At 64.3% G+C, this 18,683-nt stretch carries 18 protein-coding genes, 1 tRNA gene and 2 pseudogenes; 7 read left to right on the top strand and 14 right to left on the bottom strand.

Translation table 11 applies throughout. The features are described from left to right. Window positions 1-51: 51 nt before the first annotated feature. Together GJ630_RS14480 and GJ630_RS14475 are read right to left on the bottom strand one after the other, a co-directional pair. Window positions 52-1,250 (bottom strand): annotated as a pseudogene (locus GJ630_RS14480) (2-isopropylmalate synthase); the annotation flags it as partial. A 196-nt stretch (window positions 1,251-1,446) separates the two neighbouring features. Next, on the bottom strand, window positions 1,447-1,791 hold the full coding sequence (locus GJ630_RS14475) for a DUF192 domain-containing protein (protein WP_014040939.1): 345 nt from the start codon (window positions 1,789-1,791) through the stop codon (window positions 1,447-1,449). Between the two features lie 82 nt (window positions 1,792-1,873). Here GJ630_RS14475 and GJ630_RS14470 point away from each other — a divergent pair, with 82 nt between their 5' ends. The 4 genes from GJ630_RS14470 (at window position 1,874) to GJ630_RS14455 (ending at window position 6,141) form a co-directional block, all read left to right on the top strand. After that, window positions 1,874-2,422 carry a hypothetical protein gene (locus tag GJ630_RS14470; RefSeq protein WP_050036874.1) on the top strand — a complete coding sequence of 183 codons (549 nt, stop codon included), beginning with the start codon at window positions 1,874-1,876 and terminating at the stop codon, window positions 2,420-2,422. 71 nt (window positions 2,423-2,493) lie between these two features. After that, window positions 2,494-3,591 carry an ATP-binding protein gene (locus tag GJ630_RS14465; RefSeq protein ID WP_050036875.1) on the top strand — a complete coding sequence of 366 codons (1,098 nt, stop codon included), beginning with the start codon at window positions 2,494-2,496 and terminating at the stop codon, window positions 3,589-3,591. A 68-nt stretch (window positions 3,592-3,659) separates the two neighbouring features. Next, a complete protein-coding gene (locus tag GJ630_RS14460) occupies window positions 3,660-4,229 on the top strand; it encodes a GMP synthase subunit A (RefSeq protein ID WP_004957654.1) in 570 nt (189 codons plus the stop codon). 55 nt (window positions 4,230-4,284) lie between these two features. Continuing rightward, window positions 4,285-6,141, top strand: coding sequence for a DUF2070 family protein (locus GJ630_RS14455; RefSeq protein WP_050036876.1), 1,857 nt, complete (start codon window positions 4,285-4,287; stop codon window positions 6,139-6,141). A gap of 227 nt (window positions 6,142-6,368) precedes the next feature. Here GJ630_RS14455 and GJ630_RS14450 read toward each other — a convergent pair. After that, a tRNA-Ser gene (locus GJ630_RS14450) sits at window positions 6,369-6,453 on the bottom strand. Between the two features lie 85 nt (window positions 6,454-6,538). Here GJ630_RS14450 and GJ630_RS14445 point away from each other — a divergent pair. Then, a pseudogene (locus GJ630_RS14445) lies at window positions 6,539-7,485 on the top strand (AAA family ATPase). Here the strand turns inward: GJ630_RS14445 and GJ630_RS14440 are convergent. Continuing rightward, entirely contained in the window at window positions 7,482-7,892 is a 411-nt protein-coding gene (locus tag GJ630_RS14440; protein WP_007187702.1) for a GtrA family protein, read from the bottom strand. The pseudogene GJ630_RS14445 and the gene GJ630_RS14440 overlap by 4 nt on opposite strands. Before the next feature lie 6 nt (window positions 7,893-7,898). Continuing rightward, entirely contained in the window at window positions 7,899-9,317 is a 1,419-nt protein-coding gene (locus tag GJ630_RS14435) for a sulfatase-like hydrolase/transferase (RefSeq protein WP_191450152.1), read from the bottom strand. A gap of 220 nt (window positions 9,318-9,537) precedes the next feature. On the opposite strand from GJ630_RS14435, the gene GJ630_RS14430 reads away from it, so the two are divergent. Further along, entirely contained in the window at window positions 9,538-10,065 is a 528-nt protein-coding gene (locus GJ630_RS14430; protein ID WP_064288915.1) for a GNAT family N-acetyltransferase, read from the top strand. A 19-nt stretch (window positions 10,066-10,084) separates the two neighbouring features. Here GJ630_RS14430 and GJ630_RS14425 read toward each other — a convergent pair whose 3' ends face one another. The 3 genes from GJ630_RS14425 to GJ630_RS14415 are packed head-to-tail and all read right to left on the bottom strand — an operon-like array spanning window position 10,085 to window position 13,004. After that, window positions 10,085-11,803: an ABC1 kinase family protein gene (locus GJ630_RS14425; protein WP_371727649.1), complete on the bottom strand. Its 1,719-nt coding sequence runs from the start codon at window positions 11,801-11,803 to the stop codon at window positions 10,085-10,087. An 18-nt stretch (window positions 11,804-11,821) separates the two neighbouring features. After that, window positions 11,822-12,178 carry an Hsp20/alpha crystallin family protein gene (locus GJ630_RS14420; protein WP_014040946.1) on the bottom strand — a complete coding sequence of 119 codons (357 nt, stop codon included), beginning with the start codon at window positions 12,176-12,178 and terminating at the stop codon, window positions 11,822-11,824. A 49-nt stretch (window positions 12,179-12,227) separates the two neighbouring features. Then, complete coding sequence (locus tag GJ630_RS14415) at window positions 12,228-13,004, bottom strand: GIDE domain-containing protein (protein ID WP_014040947.1); 777 nt, start codon at window positions 13,002-13,004, stop codon at window positions 12,228-12,230. A gap of 111 nt (window positions 13,005-13,115) precedes the next feature. On the opposite strand from GJ630_RS14415, the gene GJ630_RS14410 reads away from it, so the two are divergent. Then, complete coding sequence (locus GJ630_RS14410; protein ID WP_050036880.1) at window positions 13,116-14,042, top strand: molybdopterin-binding protein; 927 nt, start codon at window positions 13,116-13,118, stop codon at window positions 14,040-14,042. Here the strand turns inward: GJ630_RS14410 and GJ630_RS14405 are convergent. From GJ630_RS14405 to GJ630_RS14380, 6 genes are all read right to left on the bottom strand, one after another. After that, window positions 14,030-14,677, bottom strand: a complete 648-nt coding sequence (locus tag GJ630_RS14405) for an HAD family hydrolase (RefSeq protein WP_050036881.1) — start codon at window positions 14,675-14,677, stop codon at window positions 14,030-14,032. The genes GJ630_RS14410 and GJ630_RS14405 overlap by 13 nt on opposite strands. Before the next feature lie 108 nt (window positions 14,678-14,785). Then, complete coding sequence (lwrS, locus tag GJ630_RS14400; protein WP_014040950.1) at window positions 14,786-15,205, bottom strand: LWR-salt protein; 420 nt, start codon at window positions 15,203-15,205, stop codon at window positions 14,786-14,788. Window positions 15,206-15,215: 10 nt separating this feature from the next. Continuing rightward, complete coding sequence (locus GJ630_RS14395) at window positions 15,216-15,494, bottom strand: 4a-hydroxytetrahydrobiopterin dehydratase (RefSeq protein WP_191450150.1); 279 nt, start codon at window positions 15,492-15,494, stop codon at window positions 15,216-15,218. A 41-nt stretch (window positions 15,495-15,535) separates the two neighbouring features. Further along, on the bottom strand, window positions 15,536-16,882 hold the full coding sequence (gene hemA, locus GJ630_RS14390; protein WP_050036882.1) for a glutamyl-tRNA reductase: 1,347 nt from the start codon (window positions 16,880-16,882) through the stop codon (window positions 15,536-15,538). After that, window positions 16,879-17,526 carry a bifunctional precorrin-2 dehydrogenase/sirohydrochlorin ferrochelatase gene (locus GJ630_RS14385; protein WP_191450148.1) on the bottom strand — a complete coding sequence of 216 codons (648 nt, stop codon included), beginning with the start codon at window positions 17,524-17,526 and terminating at the stop codon, window positions 16,879-16,881. The genes hemA and GJ630_RS14385 overlap by 4 nt, the downstream gene beginning before the upstream one ends. A 46-nt stretch (window positions 17,527-17,572) precedes the next feature. Further along, the gene (locus tag GJ630_RS14380; protein WP_014040953.1) at window positions 17,573-18,628 is read right to left on the bottom strand and encodes an Lrp/AsnC family transcriptional regulator; all 1,056 of its coding nucleotides are present in this window, start codon (window positions 18,626-18,628) and stop codon (window positions 17,573-17,575) included. Between the last annotated feature and the right edge of the window lie 55 nt (window positions 18,629-18,683).

The following is an 18,683-nucleotide window of genomic DNA, read 5'->3' as shown; positions in this document are numbered from 1 at the left end:
CCCCCCCGGGCTGGGGGGGGCTTTTTACCTCAGCCGTCGACCGGTGCGAGGTCGGACGCTCGCCGTCGGCGTGTCGGAACCGGAAACGGCGGTCAGGCCGAGCAGTTCGACCCGGCGGTCGCGCGCGTCGCCGGTCACCTCGTCGGCGATGGTCAGCAGGTCGGCGTCGGTGACGCGCTTGCCGCGGTCGCCGATCTCCTTGACGCGGCTGACGATTTCCGAGAGCTGGTCATCGGTGACCTCGACATCGTGCTCGTCGAGGGCGGCCTCGACACCGGCTCTGCCCGCGTGTTTGCCGAGTGCGAGGCGGCGCTCGCGGCCCACTTTCTCCGGCGGGTACGGTTCGTACATCGAGTCGTCCTTGAGCGTGCCGTCGGTGTGGATACCGGACTCGTGGGTGAAGGCGTTCTCGCCGACGACCGCCTTGTTGGGAGCCAGCGGGATGCCGGTCCGGTTGGCGATGAGCTGGGCGAGGTCGTACACCTCGGTCAGGGCCATCGACTCGACGCCGTACCCGTGGTCAAGCGCGATAGCGACCTCTTCGAGGGCGACGTTGCCGGCGCGCTCGCCGATGCCGTTTATCGTCCCGTGGACGAGGTCTGCACCTGCCGCGATGGAGACCAGGGCGTTCGTCACTGCGAGCCCCAGGTCGTCGTGGGTGTGGGTACTGACTGGGCCCAGGTCGGAGAGCCGGGAGACGCATTCGAGTGCGCGGTCCGGCGTCGCGTGACCGACGGTGTCGGCCCAGCAGATGCGGTCCGCGCCGGCCTCGACGGCGGCTTCGAGCAGTTCTTCGAGGTAGTCCAGGTCGCTCGCGAGCCGTCCTCGCCGATGACCTCGACCCAGAGCCCGTGGTCGGCGGCGTACTCCACCAGTTCGACAGTGTTGTCGACGTTCTCGGACTTGGACGTGCCGACCTTCTGCTCGACGTGCTTGTCGCTGGCCGGAACGACGAGATTGATGCCATCGACACCACAGTCGAGTGCGAGATCGATATCGTTCCGGATACCGCGACAGAAGCTAGTGACGGTACCGTCGAGGTCGAGCCCCGCGACGCGAGAGATCGTCTCGCGCTCGCCGGGGCCGGTACAGGCGCTCCCGGCTTCGATGACATCGATACGGACCGCGTCGAGCGAGCGGGCGATATCGGCCTTGTCGTCCGGCGTCAGTGACACGCCGGGGGCTTGCTCACCGTCGCGAAGTGTCGTGTCGAGAAACTGTACCTCACCGACATCTGAGAGCGCACGCATCGCTGGGTGCCCCTCGAACAATGTGTTCTGACTCACAGAAGATGCTCCATCACGCGCCACGAATTTCGCGGCCAGCCGCCTCGCGGCGACTTCCTCTATCCTCCGTCGGGTATTCCGACATAGTGGTGTCTACTCTACTCTTCACGGTCTAAAAGGTGACGGAACTGATTACCACGACCCATGCTATTGAGACTCGTTATTCAAGACGGACCGTATCGCCCTCGGAAACGTCCGACGCCGCGCCACCGGGCAGTTCGATGACAGTATCCGCGTTCGCGTAGCCGACCGAGCGCCAGGGCTGTAGGGTTTCGACGGCCTGGACCTCCTCGTCGACGAGCCAGAGCACGTCGAGTGGGAACCGGACGAACAGCATATGGATGAACTGTCGGCTCGCGCGGTCGAAGGGGAAGACCAGCGCGTAGTCGTCGGGAATCGACGACCGGAACATCAGCCCCCGGCCCTGTTCGAGCATCGACTCGGCGTACTCCACCTCCGTCGCGAGGGAGCGAGCCGCGCCGTCGGGGTCGTGGACGAGACGCATACCACCGCGGAAGTCGTAGGCAGGCAAAAAGTCTTCTGTCGGAACGGAGGGTTTGAGGGGGCACGGCCACTCACTATGTCGCATGGAGAAGGCTCCCGGGGGAACGTCCGTCGGCGTCGACGACCCATACGACCACGTTCAGCGGTGTGACTTCGTCACCGGCGAGGGGAAGTGTCGTTGGGCGCGCGAACACGGCCACCACGACCCCGAGTTCGCCAACACCCGTAGTGCCGACGACTTTCGCTGTCCGGCAGCGATTGCACCAGATGACGCGGACGCAGACGCGGAGCCGGAATGGGACTGGGTCGACTGCCCGCATTTCCGCTCCCGGAACCACGACCGGGAGTGTGTTCGTTGCGGACTCGAAGAGCGGCGGATGGCCCACTCCGAGGACCGACCGCTGCTAGAGGAACACCACCTCTCGTACCGCGAAGGCGGCAACGAGCTATCACACGAAATAACGGTCTTTCTCTGCCGGTGGTGTCACGCGAAGATTCATCAGTCGTGGGCGCGGCTCGACGATGACGCGAATCCGGACCCTGAAGCCATTGCACAGCGGGAACAGCGCCGCTCTAAGGAGGAATCCGAACTGGGCTTTGAATCGGCTGCCGACCGCTACGACGACTCGTAGCGCCACTTAATTATCAAACCCGATAATTGGTGGCAGACGGATAAGTAGGCACACAGTAACTGATTAGTATAGTGACCTCTCCGGCGCTCACGAAGCAGTCGCTGGGGACGGGATATGTCGTCGCAACGGGTTTCGTGATTTCCGGCGCGTTACTCGCCCACGGCATGGCTATCGTCCGGCCGTCCCCGATAGACGTGGTCATCCTCAGCGTGGGGTTGACACCGGCGCTAGCCCTGGTAGCCGCGAACTACTGGCTCCCGGTGAGTGGACTGTCCGGAGATCAAATATGGACTGCCGCGGAGTGGTGCGGACTGGGCATCGCGCTGTTTACGCTCATCAAAATCGTCGTGCTGCTCGCCCCAGTACCGCAGTCCTCGATGATCCCGTCGATACTCGCGAGCGGGGTCGCAGTCGGCGGGTTTGGCGGGGTTCTGTTCGGGTGGCTACTGGAACTCCGGCGGTCCCGGCGCAGACTCACCCAGAGCAACGAGGTGTTGTTTCGAGTGCTCAGGCACGACCTCCGGAACGACCTCAACGTCGCACTCGGGCATCTCGGCGAACTGCAGCGGGAGACAGCAGAGCGTGGCGACTCCAAGTCGCGTGCGCACGTCGAGCAGTTGAACGGTACTATCGACGATATCATCGCCACTACGGAGAAGGCGAGGCAGATAGAGTTCGCGTTCGACGCGGACCGTCGCGCACAGCAACCGATCGACCTCGTGCCGTGTGTCAGAGAACAGGCGAAAAAGATCACGCAATCGCACCCGGAGACAACTGTTGAACTCGACCTCCCGGATCAGTCGAAGGTGTACGCCGACTGGATGCTCGACACTGTGCTTCGGAACGTCATCGAAAATGCGGTCGTTCACTGCGAAGATACCCCGACGCTGTATATCTCAGTCGAAGAACACGGCCGAACCGTGTTCGTTCACGTCGGGGATAACTGCCCGTCGATTCCACAGCACGAACGGGATGTCCTCAATAGCGGCGTAGAGACACAACTGTGCCATTCAAAAGGGATCGGGCTATGGCTGACGACGTGGATCGTCGAGAGTTACGGCGGGGCAGTACACCTCACGACCTCGGACGGCGGCAACACCGTGACGCTGGAACTGCGTGGCCCGACAGTTCTCGACGGGGTTCGCCAAACCCTTCGAGAGTGGCCCTGAAACCGGACGCGGGGGAACCGTCGACCGCATCAGGAGATATATACGCCTTCGTAGCCTTCGCGTCAGTAATGACCCGAATCGACGTTATCGACAATCACGGACAGTTCACACATCTGGAGCAGCGCGCGCTCCGGGACATGGGCGTCGACGTCTCACTCAGGGACAACACGACCCCGCCGGAGGAGATCGACGCCGACGGCATCGTCCTTTCGGGCGGCCCGGACATGGACGATATCGGGAACTGTCCCGAGTACCTCGACCTCGACGTTCCAGTGCTCGGCATCTGTCTGGGAATGCAACTCATCGCCGACGAACTCGGCGGCCGAGTCGGCGGCGGCGAGTACGGCGGCTACGCGGACGTGACGGTGGACATCCTCGATGATGACGACCCGCTGCTCGGCTCGCTGTATCCCGAAACGCGTGTGTGGGCCAGCCACGCTGACGAAGTGAAGGAAGTCCCGCCCGGATTCGAGCGGACCGCGACCTCCGATGTCTGTGGCGTCGAGGCGATGAGCAACACAGACGAAGCGATATACGGCGTCCAGTGGCATCCAGAGGTCGCTCACACCGAAGAGGGCGAGGAAGTGTTCGAGAACTTCCTGTCGGTCTGTGACCAGCAGTCTGTCGCTCGCCAGTAATCGCTGCAGCGTGATGTAACTGGTTTTATATTCACGCGTAGGATGTGATACATAAATGACGGCGACACAGGGAAATCTCGCTAGCCTTTCGCGGTTTATTTTCAGGGCTCCGACCTGGTATACGAGCCTGGCCTTTGCACTGGTCATCGCGGCGATGACTGGTATCGTTGCGTTCGATTCGCGGTTCATCCTCGACGACGCCTGGCAGGGCGTGTTTCTCATCGGCCTGCCGACCTCAATCGCCAGTGCCGTGACGCCGTGGGTCGACCGGCAGCTGGGCGGACAATTAACCCCGAACCGGGCCACGCTGCTTGCGGTCATCTGTGAGTTGATCACTATCGCGATGCTGACTGTCGCCGGCGTTATCGCCATCTTTACCGTCCGCCTCGGGCAGAACTTCGTCTTCGACGTGCTGTTAGTCGCGCTGGCGTCGATATTCGCCTTCCGGCTGCTGATACTGATGGCCGTCTCGCGGCACTCACTGCTGAAGGCGGCGATTCCGGCGAGCGTCCAGACGGTCACTGCCGCCGTGTTGCTGGCGATATACAGCGGGGCGACCGCGTTTATTCTCGAAGACCCGATGCTTCGGGAGTACCTCTCCCGCCCGGAGGAGGTCCCGCCGCAGGTACAGGGGTTTATTCCGCAGGACTTCATTATCCTCGCGGTTATCTGTGTCATCTACGCGCTAGCAGTCTGGCTGTTCCTGGTCGTCATCGACCAACCATGGCGCTCCTCGCTCGGCGTTTCCGCGCTGGATTTCCTCCGGGGGTTCATCGGGCACATCGCCGAAGGCACGCGCGAACTGGAGGAGTTTTTCGAGGACATCGGCGAAGAAGCCGTCGTCCCGGTCACCTTGCTGTCGGTCCGTCGGCCGGGCGGCGAGGAGAAAGCCCGGTTCGTCCTGCCGATGATTCACCCCGGCCCGATGGGTGAAATCGGCGGCGGTAACCTCCCCAGACGCGTCGCCGAATCGGCCGACGGCCTGGCCTTCCCGCCACACGCGACCGCCGGCCACGACTTCAACCTCGTCACGGAGCGGGAGGTCGACACGATCCTGTCGACCGCAGAGACGGCGTACCAGAACCTCGAATACGACGACCAGGCGACGGCGGGCCTCCGTGTCACAGAGGGCGAGGCCACGCTGACGGGGCAGGCCTTCGGCTCCGATGCGCTCGTCGTGAACACGTACGCGCCGGGCTGTGCCGACGACGTGGAGTACGCCGTGGGTCTCTCAGCGATGTCGGAAGCGCGGGCCGACGGGCTCGACGACGTACTCCTGGTCGACGCACACAACTGCAACGACGGGCTCGAGGGCGACGACCTCGGCCACGTCGTTCCCGGCAGTCAGCGGTCATTCGACATGCTCCACGGGGCCGGTCAGCTTGGAAACTTGCTCACAGATGCCGAAACCGGCCAACTCCGCTGTGGAGTCGCCTGGGACAGGACCCCCTGGGAGCCCGAGGAGGGCATCGGCCCGCTCGGAATCCGGGTCTGTGTCTTCGAAGTCAACGGCCAGCGGACGGCGTACGTGCTCATCGACGGCAACAACATGGAGCCGGGCCTCCGTCAGCGCATCATCGACGCCGCCGACGGCGTGGATATGATGGAGGTGATGACCAGCGACACCCACATCGTCAACACCGTCGAGGCCGAGAATCAGGTCGGACAGGTCATCCCCGAGAAGGAAATCGTTGCGCTCATCGGGGACCTCGTCGACAGAGCCGTCGCCGACCTCGAACCCGTCGAGGCCGGGATGGCGAGCGAACAGGCGACCGTGACGGTGTTCGGCAACGACCGGACCGAGACGCTGGCCTCGACTGCCAACGCGATGGTCTCGATGGGTGGCGCACTGGCCGGGGCGTTCATTCTCGTCGTAATGACGATCAGCGTGTTGATTTTCCTGCTGACCTGACGGCGGTCGGCCGGATACGATCCGATTCCTGCAGCACTACCGACTCGCTACGCTCGCCGACTCTGGTACAGAGAACGCCGAGGAGGAGATTTGAACCACGCCCAGACGGTCCGGGCGTGCGGCGCGGTGCGCCGTTCCGGGCTGCGACTGGTCTACTCCAACTCTCCACGCATCACGGTCCTGCAGCACTGCCGACTCGCTGCGCTCGTCGGAATGGCTGCAGAGAACGCCGAGGAGGAGATTTGAACTCCTGAGTCCGTGAGGACAGTTGCTCTCGAAGCAACCGCCTTGGCCAGGCTAGGCTACCTCGGCTCACCCATCAGTACCGCCGTTTGCTCTTTAGGGGTTTCGATTTCAGACTCGACACCCCTTTACCGGACCCGTAACATGACAGGCTATGGACGCTACCGAGGCAAGCGAGGTGTCGAGTCAGATCCTCGACGAGATCGGGAGTGCCGTCATCGCTGACCGCGGCTTCTTCGAGACGGTGCTGCTGGGGGTCGTCGCGAAGGGCCACGTCCTGCTTGAGGACGTTCCCGGCACAGGGAAGACGCTGACCGCCCGCAGCGTCGCGACCGCGCTGGGACTGTCCTTCTCCCGCATCCAGTTCACGCCGGACCTCCTGCCGGCCGATATCACGGGGACACACATCTTCAACGAGGAGTCCCGGAGCTTCGAATTCACCGAAGGACCGGTGTTCGCCAACGTCCTGTTGGCCGACGAGATCAACCGCGCACCGCCAAAGACCCAGTCCGCGCTGCTCGAAGCGATGGAAGAAGGACAGGTCACCGTCGACGGGGACACGTACGAGCTGCCGGAACCGTTCTTTGTCATCGCCACGCAGAACCCCGTCGATATGGAGGGGACCTTCGAACTCCCCGAAGCACAGGTCGACCGGTTTCTGGCCAAGACATCACTCGGCTATCCTGACGGCGAGGGCGAGGTCGAACTCCTCCGGCGGCGTGCCGGTCGAACGACACAGAGTCCGACCGTGGAACCGGTGCTTGACGCGGAGTCAGTCAAAGAACTCCGGAGCGTTCCGGAGACAGTTACGGTCGACGACGACCTGCTGCAGTACATGGCTGACCTCGTCCGGGCGACCAGAGACGACTACCGCGTAGATGTGGGGGTCTCACCGCGCGGGACCCAGCGATTGTTCGAGGCAACGCGGGCGATGGCAACAATCGCCGGCCGGGAGTACGTTGCACCGGACGACATCAAGCGGGTCGCACAGCCGGTGCTGGCCCATAGGCTCGTGTTACGCCCGATGCCCGCGTCGAGCAAGTCGACAAGGGAACCGTCATCCAGAGCGTGCTCGACGAGGTCCCCGTCCCGACCGTCTAACCCCACGTCCAGTGGGCATCAAGCGCGTAGCGATACACACCTGTGATGACGATGGCCCCGGCATTCCCGACCAACGGCACGACGCCGCCCCAGGTGACAAAGGCGTAGAGAAGGCCTAACTGAAGTGGGATAGCTGTCCCACGGACGAGGTTCGTCTTCCCTAGCCCGAGTACGTACTCCCGCAGGCTCGAATGCTGCGACCGGTGGAACGTCCAGGCGTTGTTCAGAGCGTACTGTAGCAGGATCGTACATTCGATGGCGATAGCGGCTGCGAAAATGTAATTCAGGCCACCGATATCAGTAAACAGCCATAGGAGCGCCTGCTGGACCGATGCAGCAAACACACCGACGAGGAAAAACCGGACGAGTTGCTGTCGCCGGGCCGGTGTGACGACAGCGGACGCCATACAGCCTTACTGATAACCGAGTGCCTTTAATCGTGCTGTTATCTCGTCGGATGCCTCGGTGTTTCCAGCCCCCGTCCCGTCGCTGTCGAGTGTGGCGAGGTGGTCGGCGACGGCATCCGACAGGCGGTCGAGGACGGTTGCAGGCGGGTCGGCATCCGTCGAGCCCGAACACAGATCGACCTGTTCCTCGGGGTCGTTCGTCCGGTCGTACAGTTCCTGGTGGCCCGATTCTGTGAATTCGATGTACGTGTAGCGCTCGTCGCGTGCGCTGAGGAGGAGTTCCCCATCCGCACGGTTCCGCGGAATCGGCTGACTGGTCACGCTCTCGCCCCGGACCGCTGCGGAGACGATGGGACCGCGGTCCTCGATGGCCTCGCCGTGGACCGCTGGAGCGACAGACGCCCCGTCCCACTCCGCCGCCGGCGTGAGCGACAGCAGGTCGCACACTGTCGGCGCAATTGTGTCGAGGCCGACCGGCGTCTCGACCGACTGGTGCTCGCTGTCCGGCGTCGAGACGATGTATGGAACGTCGATGAGTTCCCGGTAGAGCTTGGGGTAATGAGCGAGATGGCCGTGTTCAAGGAACTCTTCGCCGTGGTCGCCGGCGACGATGATGGTAGTGTCGTCGCGGTGGCCTTCAGTTTCGAGAGTGTCGAGGAGCCGACCGACGCTGGCGTCAACCTGCCGGACCGTCGCCTCGTACAGCGTCCGGAGCGTCTCCAGCGTCCGGTCGTCGACTTCCCAGCCCAGCCCGGTTCGGAGGTGGGAGGTGAGCATTCGGAGGACACCGAAGTGGTTGTCCGACACCTCGCGGATGTGCCGCGGGGCCGGCACGTACGGTGTGTGCGTGTCCATGTAGTGGACCCACAGGAAGAACGGTCCGTCGGTCGTCGCCAGAAACTCGGTGGCGCGGTCTTCGAGGTCGCCCATCCGGGACACGTCGGCGAAGGGCCGTTCGTCAGACCCGCCGCTGAGGACGGTCGCAGCACGACGGAACGGTGAAGTGCCGAGTTGGACCCACGCCTGGATGGTCGGGTGGGCCGCCAAGTACTTGCTGTAGCCGCCGCTGTCGACGAACGGCTCGAACTCGTCGAACCCGCGGTCGTATCCCCAGTGATCGGTGAGAAAACCGTTTGCGGCGTTGAACCCTGCCGTCTCGATACCGGCATCGGACACCTGCTCGGCCAGCGTCGGCGTCGACGCCAGACCGATGTCGTCGCTCTCAGCGAACACCGGCCGCGAGCCGTGGATGGACGGGAACGAGAACGGCGTCCAGTTCCCCTGTGCGACGGCGTTTTCGAAGACAACGCCCGACTCAGCGAGCGAGTCCAGGACTGGGGAGACGCTGTCAGCGCCACCCAGTGCGTCCGCTCGCAGCGAATCAACCGTGACCAGCACCACGTTGTTCGTTGCCGGGGCCGTCATTGTCGGCCCACACTCCTCCGTGATCGTAATGGTATCGACGTATCGCGTCCGCGATCCGGGGTTTGCACCCGGTACGTGCCACCGTATTTTCTCATACCCCCTATACCAGACACTGAATACTGAACGTTCCGGATAAATTCAGGGGGCTATAATAGAACCATACTCTGATAAGGTAGAATTAAACCCGTTCTCCGATAATGTGCTGTCCAGAACATATTCGATGACCAACTCCATTCAGCTTCGGTCCTACGACGACCGGGACGCCGACGCTGTCTGGTGTCTCCACGAGTGGGCAATGCGAGCGACCGGCAATGACCCCAGTGACATCCCCGGAACGTCGGACCTGCAAAACATCGAGACGCGGTATTTCGACACCGGCGGCGCGTTTCTCGTCGGCGTCGTTCCCGATGCCGACGATGACCTCCCACAGACGTTCGACGGCGGCCTAACCGCGATGGGCGGGTTCCTCCCGAACGAGGTCGGCCACGCGGACGAGCGAACCGTCCCCGGCGCGGCCGAACTCCACCGGATGCGGGTGGCTCCGTCCCGGCAACGACGTGGCTACGGTCGGAGCCTCCTCCACAAACTCGAACAACAAGTGGCCGAGCGGGGGTACGAGGTCCTGCTTGCGACGACGTCACAGAGCCAGCCCGCCGCGGTCGCGTTCTACCGCGACGAAGGATACCAGGAGGTAGACCAGTCAACACAGGGCGAGTACGAACTCGTCCACTTCGAAAAACGTCTCTGACCGTATAGCCGGAGGGCGTTCAGTCGCCGCTGTAGGCGTCGTCGGTGTCCTCGCCGAAGGAGGTGTTGAGCCCACCCGGGCTCTCCCGGTCCTGCTCACGCATACTCTGTCGCGTGAACTGCGGCTTGGCGCGGACGGCCTTTTTCGAGCGGAACGACCACCACAGCGCCAGAGAGAGCCCGACGGTTCCAGCGATGCCGACACCAGTGGCCGGCAGCGACGCCTGCGTGTAGAGGAACGCTGTCGAGAACAGCGTGCTCGCGAGCAACATCCCGAGGATGAGCCGCTTGGTCATCGTCGCGAGCAGGCCATCGGAGTCCTCAATGTCGGCCTGCACGCGGAAGTCCTCCCGCTCGACCCTGTCGAGAGCGGACTCCAGTTTCGGCGGGATTCGGACGGCTGACCGAGCGGCGTCGGATACTTCGGTCGCCCGGTCCTCGACGAAGTTCCGCACGCCCTCGGCGAGGTACCCCTCTTCGCGGAGATAGTCGGTGGCGACGCCGATGAAGTCGAAGTCCTCGTCGAGCGTGACACAGACGCCTTCGACGACAGTGGCGACGCGCAACACGAGCGCCAGGTTCGCCGGGAGCCGAAGTGGGAACTCGTAGATGGTGTCCTCGACCTGCTGAATGATCTGCTGGACGCGGTACTGCTCGATGTCCTCGCCACGGGCGTCGGCGATGGCCAGTTCCATCACGTCACCCATCACCTGCCGGTCGGCCTCCGGCGAGAGCGTCCCCATCTCGATGAGGGCATCGAGGATGGCGTCGATGTCCTGATCGGCGACGGCGGCGTAGAAGTCGATGATCTTGTCCTGCACGAACGGGTCGACTCGACCGGACATCCCGAAGTCGTAGAAGACGAGCGTCCCGTCGTCCTGTACGGCGAGGTTTCCGGGATGCGGGTCCGCGTGGAACACGCCGTCGTCGATGATCATCTGGAGGTACGCCCGCTGGAGCGTCTCGGCCAGTTCCGTTCGATTGATTCCGCCCGCGTCAAGGCTGTCGATGTCGTTGATCTTCGTGCCCGGAACGTACTCCATCGTCAGGACGCGCTGCGTGGAGTGGGACTCCTTGACCTTGGGGATACAGATACGGTCGTTGTCCCGGAAGTTCTCCCGGATTTCGGTGAGCATGCGGCCCTCCCGCTGGTAGTCCATCTCCTCGCGGATGGTCTTCGAGAACTCGTCGGCTAGCGTCTCAAGCGAGAACGACCGGGAGTCGTCGATGAAATACATCAACAGCGGGAGCGACCAGCGGACGACCCGCAGGTCGGCCTCGACGAGCGTCTCGATACCGGGCCGGCGGATCTTGACGGCGACCTTCTCGCCGTCGACCTCCGCCAGATACACCTGGCCGAGCGACGCGCCGCTTATCGCCTCTGTCTCGAACTCGTCGAAGCGGTCGTCGACGGACCCCAGCTCGTCCTCGATGACGACTCGTGCCTCGTCCCAGTCTGCCGGTGGCACGCGGTCCTGCAACTTGGAGAACTCCTCGATGTACTCCGGCGGCAGGACGTCCGGCCGTGTCGAGAGGATCTGTCCGAGTTTGATGAACGTCGGGCCGAGCGTCAGCAGCGAGTCGAGCAGTTGCTGTGCACGTTTGCGACGCTGTTCAGGCGTGACACGGCGCGACGAGCCGACCACGAAGAACCGCTTTCGGTCTCGTGCGTACGCGACCAACAGGGGCAGGAAGTGGCGAGCGACGACGAGGAACCGCCAGTACGCGCGAAGGTTCACCGGCTTGCCACCTCTGGGTCAGTCCCCGTCGATCGGGATTGTAGTGCTCGGTGCGGCTGTCGCCTTCGGCAGGCGGAGCTCGAGGACGCCGTTTTCCACGGTCCCCTCCCCGCCCTGCCCGGTCGTGTCCGGCGGGAGCGGGAGCTCGGCGTCGAGGAACACGGAGCGGTCCTCGCGGACGAACGTGAACTCCCCGGGCACGTCTTTGGTCCGTTGCCCGTCGATACGAAGGCGGCCCCCTTCAACGGTCACGTCGATTGTGTCCGCGGTCACACCCGGCAGGTCGAGCACGAGCAGGTATTCGTCCTCGGATTCGAGCACGTCCGCGAACACGGCGTCGGGAAGATCCCGAAGCGCTTCACGCAGGGCTGGCATACGCCTGTCTAAGTGGTACGCAGTGGTAAACCCGACGGTCTCTGCTACTCTACAGGGGTACGGAGAGGAGGACGGCAGCACCGATGAGGACAGCCGCTAGTCCGAACACAGTTTCAGCGATAGCGCCGCGAACAATCCGTCGGGCCGTGCCACGCTCGCTGGTGTCGGAGATGACGAACACCGGCGTCCCATCGCCATCCCCGACGACGGCGTCGACCAGATTACTTCCCCACTCCGATGCGGGGCCGCGCATCGCCTGGCCGTAGACGTACACGTCCTCGCCGACATCCAGCCGACGCTCGGTGAAGCGCTGTTTGTTCCCCAGACTGATCTCAGTGACGAGCAGATTCACGGATCCGTCCTGTGCCTCGACGGCATCCGTTCGCTCGACGTAGCCGGCCAGGCGCTCGGGGAGTTCAGTCCCGGGGGATACCGTCACGGACTGGGACTCGAACCGTACGTCCGCGCCGTCGGGATTCACGCGGACGCGAGCGTTCCCGTCGTCGACGATGAAGTCGACGCCGGCCTGCCCCTCGTCTAGCGTCTCCCAGCTGGAGTGTTTCCCCGACGACCGATACTCCTCGACCTCGTAGGTGTAGGCCAGACACTCGCTGCCGGTGAAGGGAGCCGTGACGGTTCCGGCGTCCTCGTCGGCAACGGCTGTGCCGGTGATTTCGACGGGACCGGAGTGCCCGTCGAGCGAGCGCACCGGGACTGGATCGTTCCGGAGGATGTGAAACACCGTTCGGAGTTCCCGGCCACCGCGGAGGAGGACGAAGCCGCCGATGACCAGGAACACGATGGCGACCAGTTGCGGGAGGACCATACGGCCACTCCGCGTCGGACCGAACAAAAGCGTTCCCAGTCCATGTAGGCGAGCGACTGATGGGACGTGGCCACTCGGGGCGTTTTTGCCACAGTACCCACTAGCAAGGGTATGGCTGGCTCCCCGCCGTCGGAGGCCGAGTCGCTCGCGCTGGAGACTGCCCGCAGACAGCTCGGTAGCTTCGCTGTCCCCGTCGACCGGACAGACAGGATTCCGCTCTCCGTCGCTGTCGGACGAGTGCTGGCGACAGATGCGACGGCGAACGAACCCGTGGAAGCGGCGGATATCTCGGTCGACGACACCGTCTTCCAGCAGGGGCATCAGGTACGGCCCGGCGATGTGGGACTGTTGCGGGCAAGCGGCGTCTCCGAACTGCTCGTCCGCCAGCGACCACAGGTCGGAATCGTACCGACGGGCGACGAACTCCGAGCGGCTGCCAGCGCGGCCCGCGAGGTCGAGACAGCGGGGTTCACGCTGGCGCAGTACGCCGACCGGTGGGGCGGGAAAGTGACCTACCGGGACCCCGTCGCCGACGACGCACCGGCGCTCCGGATGGCCGTCCAGCGCGACCTCACCCGTGATGCGCTCGTCATCACCGGGACCGAGCCGGGGGACACGCTTCGAGAGGTCGTTGCGGACCTCGGCGAAGTGTTCACCGACTACGTCGATATCGACCCCGGCCAGCGGACGGGAGTCGCCGTCGTCGAGGACCGCCCGGTCCTGCTGTTGCCGGAGTCGCCGAGTGCAGCCCGCGTCGGCGCGGTACAACTCCTTCGTCCGCTACTGAAGGCGTTTGCCGATGCACCGCTGTCGGATCACCCCCACCAATCAGCCTCACTGAGCGACGGGGTAGACAGCCCTGCATCCGTCCGTTCGTTCGTGCCGGTCACCGTGACCGACGGGACAGCGGCGCCACTGCCGGGCGCTGACCTTGCCACGGCGACCCGAGCCGACGGCTGGGTATCCGTGCCTGCAGACGAAACTGGTATCGATGCCGGAACGACTGTCACCGTGGAAAACTGGGACTACCTCCCCTGAGACGACGCCAGATCGAGCAGCGAGGCGACGCGCCTGTCGCCGCGCACGCACCGACCCATCTCCGCCGGGGACCGCCGACCGACGTGGACCCCGTCGAGGCCCGCGTTCCACGCTGCACCGATGTCTGACGGATTGTCCCCGGCCAGCACGCCGCTGTGACCGTTGTACCAGACATCCATCTCCCGCATCGCCAACTCCACCGGCTTGGGGTCGGGCTTCCAGCCGATGTCGTCGTCACAGCAGACGACCGTCTCGAACCAGTCGGCGATGTCGAGATGGGCAAGCACCGGTTCGGTGAGGTACTGCTGGCAGTGTGTGACCAGTCCGACCGGTGTGTCGAGGGTGGCGAGGAACGCCTCGGCGTCGTCGTAGAGATACGTCGCCTCGGCCCGGGCGACAGGGTCTTCCTCCTCGTGGAACAGCCGCCAGAACTCCTGTTGGTCGACATCGCGCTCTGCGAGTGTCTGTGACCGAGTCCCACCGAATCCGTACCAGAGCGCGTCCCGTTCCCGGTCGGTGAACTCGACGCCGAGGCGGTCGCCGACAGCACCCATCACCTTCCGGGGGTAGGCTGGCTCGATGTCGACGAGCGTCCCATCGAGGTCGAACAGCCAGAAATCATAGTCGGTGGTCATGAGGGGTGATTTTATTGGGGATTTTCTAATAAAGTCTTTCGGGCCCTACTACCAGTTTTGATGCGTATAACACCGCTGTAAACACTGACTACGCAGCGACGTTTCTTTTCACGCCACACGGATCGAACTGCCGAGGTACTTGTTGAGCACTTCGCTGACCGAATCAGCGTTGAACAGGGCCAGGTCGTCGGCGATTTCGGCTTGTAGCGCGTCGAGGTACGCCTCCTCGGTCCGGAGTTCACGGAACGACGCCGAGACGACCGGGCAGCCGAGTTCGTCCTCGACAAGCCGACGGAAGTGCGGTTCGTCGGCCAGTTCGCCCCGCCAGAGCGTGTCCCGGAAGAACAGCCAGCCGCCGGTCCCCGGGGTGTCGGCCGCTCGATACAGCGTCGTCTCGAACCGGTCGGGGTCAGTCCACAGCCCATCCGCGTCCGGCTCCAGCCGGATTTCGACCCGAAAGACGTACCGTGCGGTCGCCCCCTCGGGGTCGGTCGGCCGGAGCGACGCGAGTCCATCGGCGGTGTCCACGGTCACACCGTCAGTCGTGGATGCCGTTCAGCCGCTCGGCGAAATCGATGTCGTTCTCGGTGATGCCACCGGCGTCGTGGGTCGTGAGTCGGACTTCGACCTCGCCCCAGCGGATGGTCATCTCCGGGTGATGCCACGCGTCCTCGGCGAGGCCAGCGGCGGCGCTCAGAAAGCCCGACGCGTCCAGATAGCCGTCGAACTCGAAGACGCGAACGATTTCGTCGCCGTCGCGGGTCCACTCCTCGGGTAGCCGGTCGCTAATCTCTGCATCAGAGAGCAGGTCTGCCATATCGGATACGTCGGACGGCGTGGGCAAAAAGGTGGGCGTGGTCAGTCGTCAGAGAGTCGGTCGAGCATCGCGTTCGGGATCTCGTCGCGCATGCCGTCGGGGATGTCGTCGACCGACATGCCCTGGGTGAACTCGGGCGGGGTGACCTGGTCCGGGCCGCCGAAGTCCGGGTCGAACAACTGGAGCGCCGTATGAATCGTCGACCAGTCGTCCTCCTCCGCGGCGTCGCGCAGGCTCTTGGTCGGCGCGGCGAGGATCTGCGAGACGATGGCGTCGGCCATCGCTTCGACGACTTCCGCCTGGTCATCGTCGAAGTCAGCCGCCGAGAGCGCGCTGTTTATCTCGGCCGCCTTGACCTGTTCGGCGCTCTCGTACATCGTCGAGATGACCCTGTCGGCGCGTTTGCGCTTGTACTGCGTGAGCAGGCGGTCGAACTCCTCGTCGACGATGCGTTCGACTGCCTCGGCGGCTCGCTGCCGCTTGTTCCGCGTTTCGGCGGTCACCGACTCCAGCGCGTCGAGGTCGTACACCGTCACTGACGGGAGTCGGTCCGCGCCGGCCGGAACGTCACGCGGCTGGGCAATATCGACGATAGATACGTCACCGGCATCGCTGAAGGTCCCGATATCGAACACCTGGTCGCCGCTCCCCGTCGCCGAGATGACGGCACTGGCCTCGGAAACGGCCGCTTCGATGCCGTCGAGCGCAACCGCACTGGCGTCGATGTCGACCGATTCGGCGACGTGCTCCGCGTGTGGCACTGTCCGATTAGCCACGAGCAGCCGTTCTACCTCCTCGCTGAGCGCATCCGCAGCGAGTTGGCCCATCTCGCCGGCACCGACGACGAGCGCTGTCCCGTCAGTCAGCGAACTCTCCTGTTTGAGCAAGCGAACCGCGGCGGAGGCAATCGAGACGACACCCTCGTTGATCTTCGTCTCCGTGCGGGCGCGCTCGCCGACGTGAATCGCTTTCGTGACACCGTCTTCCAGCATCGGCCCGATGCCGCCAACGCCGCGGGCTGTCTCGTAGGCGGTCCGGAGCTGGCCGAGGATCTGGTCCTCGCCCAGCACAATCGATTCGAGCCCGGCGGCTACCCGGAGCAAGTGACGGAGGCTCTCCTCGTGACCCATCTCGACGACGACATCTTCGGGCACGGCGCGGGTGAACAGTTCGAGCGCGTCGAGCCCGTCCGCGTGATCAGAGACGACGACGTACCCCTCGGTACGGTTACACGTCTGTAGCGCAATCGCCTCTTCGACCTCTGGGTTGGCGAGCAGGGATTCGACGGCGTGGCGCTCGCTGTCCGCCGCAGCGGTCTCTAATTGGTCGACGCTTGCGCGTTCATGGGAGATACAGACCCCAACGATTGCACCAGTGTCCCCTCTCACGTTTGATCACCAGGTAACTCTCCGATCACGTCTCTAGCTACTTGCTCTCCCTTGTACCTGCCACTATCTAAAGCCTTCCAAACTTCCCGTGACCTGACAACGAACCTGACGGCGTCACGCCGTTCGGCCGGCGGGACGCCCCGGTCGCGAAGGTCCTCACGGAGGTCACCAACGAGTTCCGCCATCAGACCGGCGTTTCTGAACTCGTCTTCGAAACGCTCGCGGAGGTGTTTCGACAGCGCCGGCGCGCGCCCGCCGGTCGCAATCGCCAGCGTCACCGGGTCGTCCCGCACTGTCGCCGGGACGACGACATTGCCGAACGACTGGTCCCCGTGGTCGTCGGCTCGATTGACGAGTGCACCGTGGTCCTCGGCAGCCGCGGTGAAGGCGTCGTTCAGGGCCGAGTCGTCCGTCGCGGCGACGACCAGTGCCGGGTCGGTCCGCTCGACCCATTCTTCGGCATCCTCGGGGTCCGGGGCGGCCCGGACCTTTTCGGCGTCCGCGAACGCCCGGTCGGCGAACTCGGGACTGAGGACGACGACGCTCGCCTCCGTGGCGAACGTTCGGGCCTTGCGCGCACCGACCGGACCGCCGCCGACGACGAGCACTGTCTCGCCCTCGAAGTCGTGCATGAGCGGAATCATCGGTGCTCCCCTCCTGATTTGGCGCTGCTACACCAAGCGGACACGGTCACGCCGTCTCTGTGTTCTGCCGCGCTCGTTCGTCCAGCCTGATTCCCGTCTTCTTCAGGATGCGCGTCGAGAACAGCGTGTCCCAGTCGTCCTCGGACACGTCCCAGTGGTCGGCCATCCGGTCGCGGACCTGCTGGATGCGCTCCTGGCTCTCCGCTTCGCTTCGCCCGTGGGTCATCGCGAAGAAGTTGTACGGCCAGACGCCGTCGTGGCGCGGCCGCTCGTAGCAGTGGGTCACGAAGTCGAACTCGGCGATGGCCGGCCCCACCTCGTCGATGACCTCGTCGGGCACGTCCCAGACGGTCATCCCGTTCTCGCTGTAGCCCAGCGCGTAGTGGTTCGGGATGACGCCGACGCGGCGGACCTTCCCTTCCATGTTGAACCGCTGTATCGTCTCCAGCACCCAGTCGACGTCGGCGTCGATTTCGTCGGCCACGTCGGCGTAGGGCGTGGCGGTAATCGGCAGGCCGTCCTGGATTTCCAGCACGAGGTCCAGTTCGTCGGCGGTCAGGGACTGGCTGTCGGTCGGCGTCACGTCCGGCCCCAGGTCCGAACAGTCGATATCTTGCGTCTGTGGCCCCTCGACGGGGAACTTCGCGCCGACGTGGAACTCCTGCTGTTTCGGGAGGTTGTACGTCTCCTCGCCGGTTTCGGCCTCGATTTCTGCCAGGACCTCCTCAACCCGGCCTTCCTCTGCCACCGAGAGGACGAACCACATGTTCAGATGCGGATGTTCGCGTTCGTAGTTGTGCGCGACCTCCGGGTACGCGTTTATCATCTCGGCGTGTTCGTCGTAGCTGTCCTCGGGGGCGTGAGTTGCGACAAGGGTGGCGGTACCGCCGATAGCTTCGGCGTTGATGAGTGCCCCGAACCGCGTGAGAACGCCCGCGTCGTCGAGGTCCTGTACACGCGCTAACAGCTCGTCCGCGTCGATGTCGACGCCGTGGTCGGCGAGGGCCGCCGCGGCCGGTTCGAACGGCCGTTCGACGACCGGGAAGCCGCCCTGGAAGGCGTTCAACACCGCCCGGTCTACCGTCCCGAGGTCTTCGCTCATGCCGAAAGCTGGGGGGCCTGCGAATAAAAACAGTCCGGGACAGCCGGTACCATGT

It is taken from the genome of Haloarcula sp. CBA1122 (assembly GCF_009741785.1).
GTDB lineage: Archaea > Halobacteriota > Halobacteria > Halobacteriales > Haloarculaceae > Haloarcula > Haloarcula hispanica.
The sequence above is the reverse complement of the archived record's forward strand: the minus strand, read 5'-3'. Positions and strand labels throughout refer to the sequence as shown.

What these genes read in the sequence shown, in the direction of transcription:
- GJ630_RS14455 (WP_050036876.1), top strand. Translation starts at nt 4,285, where the DNA reads ATGACGGCGACACAGGGAAATCTCGCTAGCCTTTCGCGGTTTATTTTC.
- GJ630_RS14435 (WP_191450152.1), bottom strand. Translation starts at nt 9,317, where the DNA reads ATGACGGCCCCGGCAACGAACAACGTGGTGCTGGTCACGGTTGATTCG.
- GJ630_RS14430 (WP_064288915.1), top strand. Translation starts at nt 9,538, where the DNA reads ATGACCAACTCCATTCAGCTTCGGTCCTACGACGACCGGGACGCCGAC.
- GJ630_RS14385 (WP_191450148.1), bottom strand. Translation starts at nt 17,526, where the DNA reads ATGATTCCGCTCATGCACGACTTCGAGGGCGAGACAGTGCTCGTCGTC.
- GJ630_RS14475 (WP_014040939.1), bottom strand. Translation starts at nt 1,791, where the DNA reads ATGCGTCTCGTCCACGACCCCGACGGCGCGGCTCGCTCCCTCGCGACG.
- GJ630_RS14470 (WP_050036874.1), top strand. Translation starts at nt 1,874, where the DNA reads ATGGAGAAGGCTCCCGGGGGAACGTCCGTCGGCGTCGACGACCCATAC.
- GJ630_RS14420 (WP_014040946.1), bottom strand. Translation starts at nt 12,178, where the DNA reads ATGCCAGCCCTGCGTGAAGCGCTTCGGGATCTTCCCGACGCCGTGTTC.
- GJ630_RS14440 (WP_007187702.1), bottom strand. Translation starts at nt 7,892, where the DNA reads ATGGCGTCCGCTGTCGTCACACCGGCCCGGCGACAGCAACTCGTCCGG.
- GJ630_RS14380 (WP_014040953.1), bottom strand. Translation starts at nt 18,628, where the DNA reads ATGAGCGAAGACCTCGGGACGGTAGACCGGGCGGTGTTGAACGCCTTC.
- GJ630_RS14415 (WP_014040947.1), bottom strand. Translation starts at nt 13,004, where the DNA reads ATGGTCCTCCCGCAACTGGTCGCCATCGTGTTCCTGGTCATCGGCGGC.
- GJ630_RS14460 (WP_004957654.1), top strand. Translation starts at nt 3,660, where the DNA reads ATGACCCGAATCGACGTTATCGACAATCACGGACAGTTCACACATCTG.
- GJ630_RS14395 (WP_191450150.1), bottom strand. Translation starts at nt 15,494, where the DNA reads ATGGCAGACCTGCTCTCTGATGCAGAGATTAGCGACCGGCTACCCGAG.
- GJ630_RS14405 (WP_050036881.1), bottom strand. Translation starts at nt 14,677, where the DNA reads ATGACCACCGACTATGATTTCTGGCTGTTCGACCTCGATGGGACGCTC.
- GJ630_RS14410 (WP_050036880.1), top strand. Translation starts at nt 13,116, where the DNA reads ATGGCTGGCTCCCCGCCGTCGGAGGCCGAGTCGCTCGCGCTGGAGACT.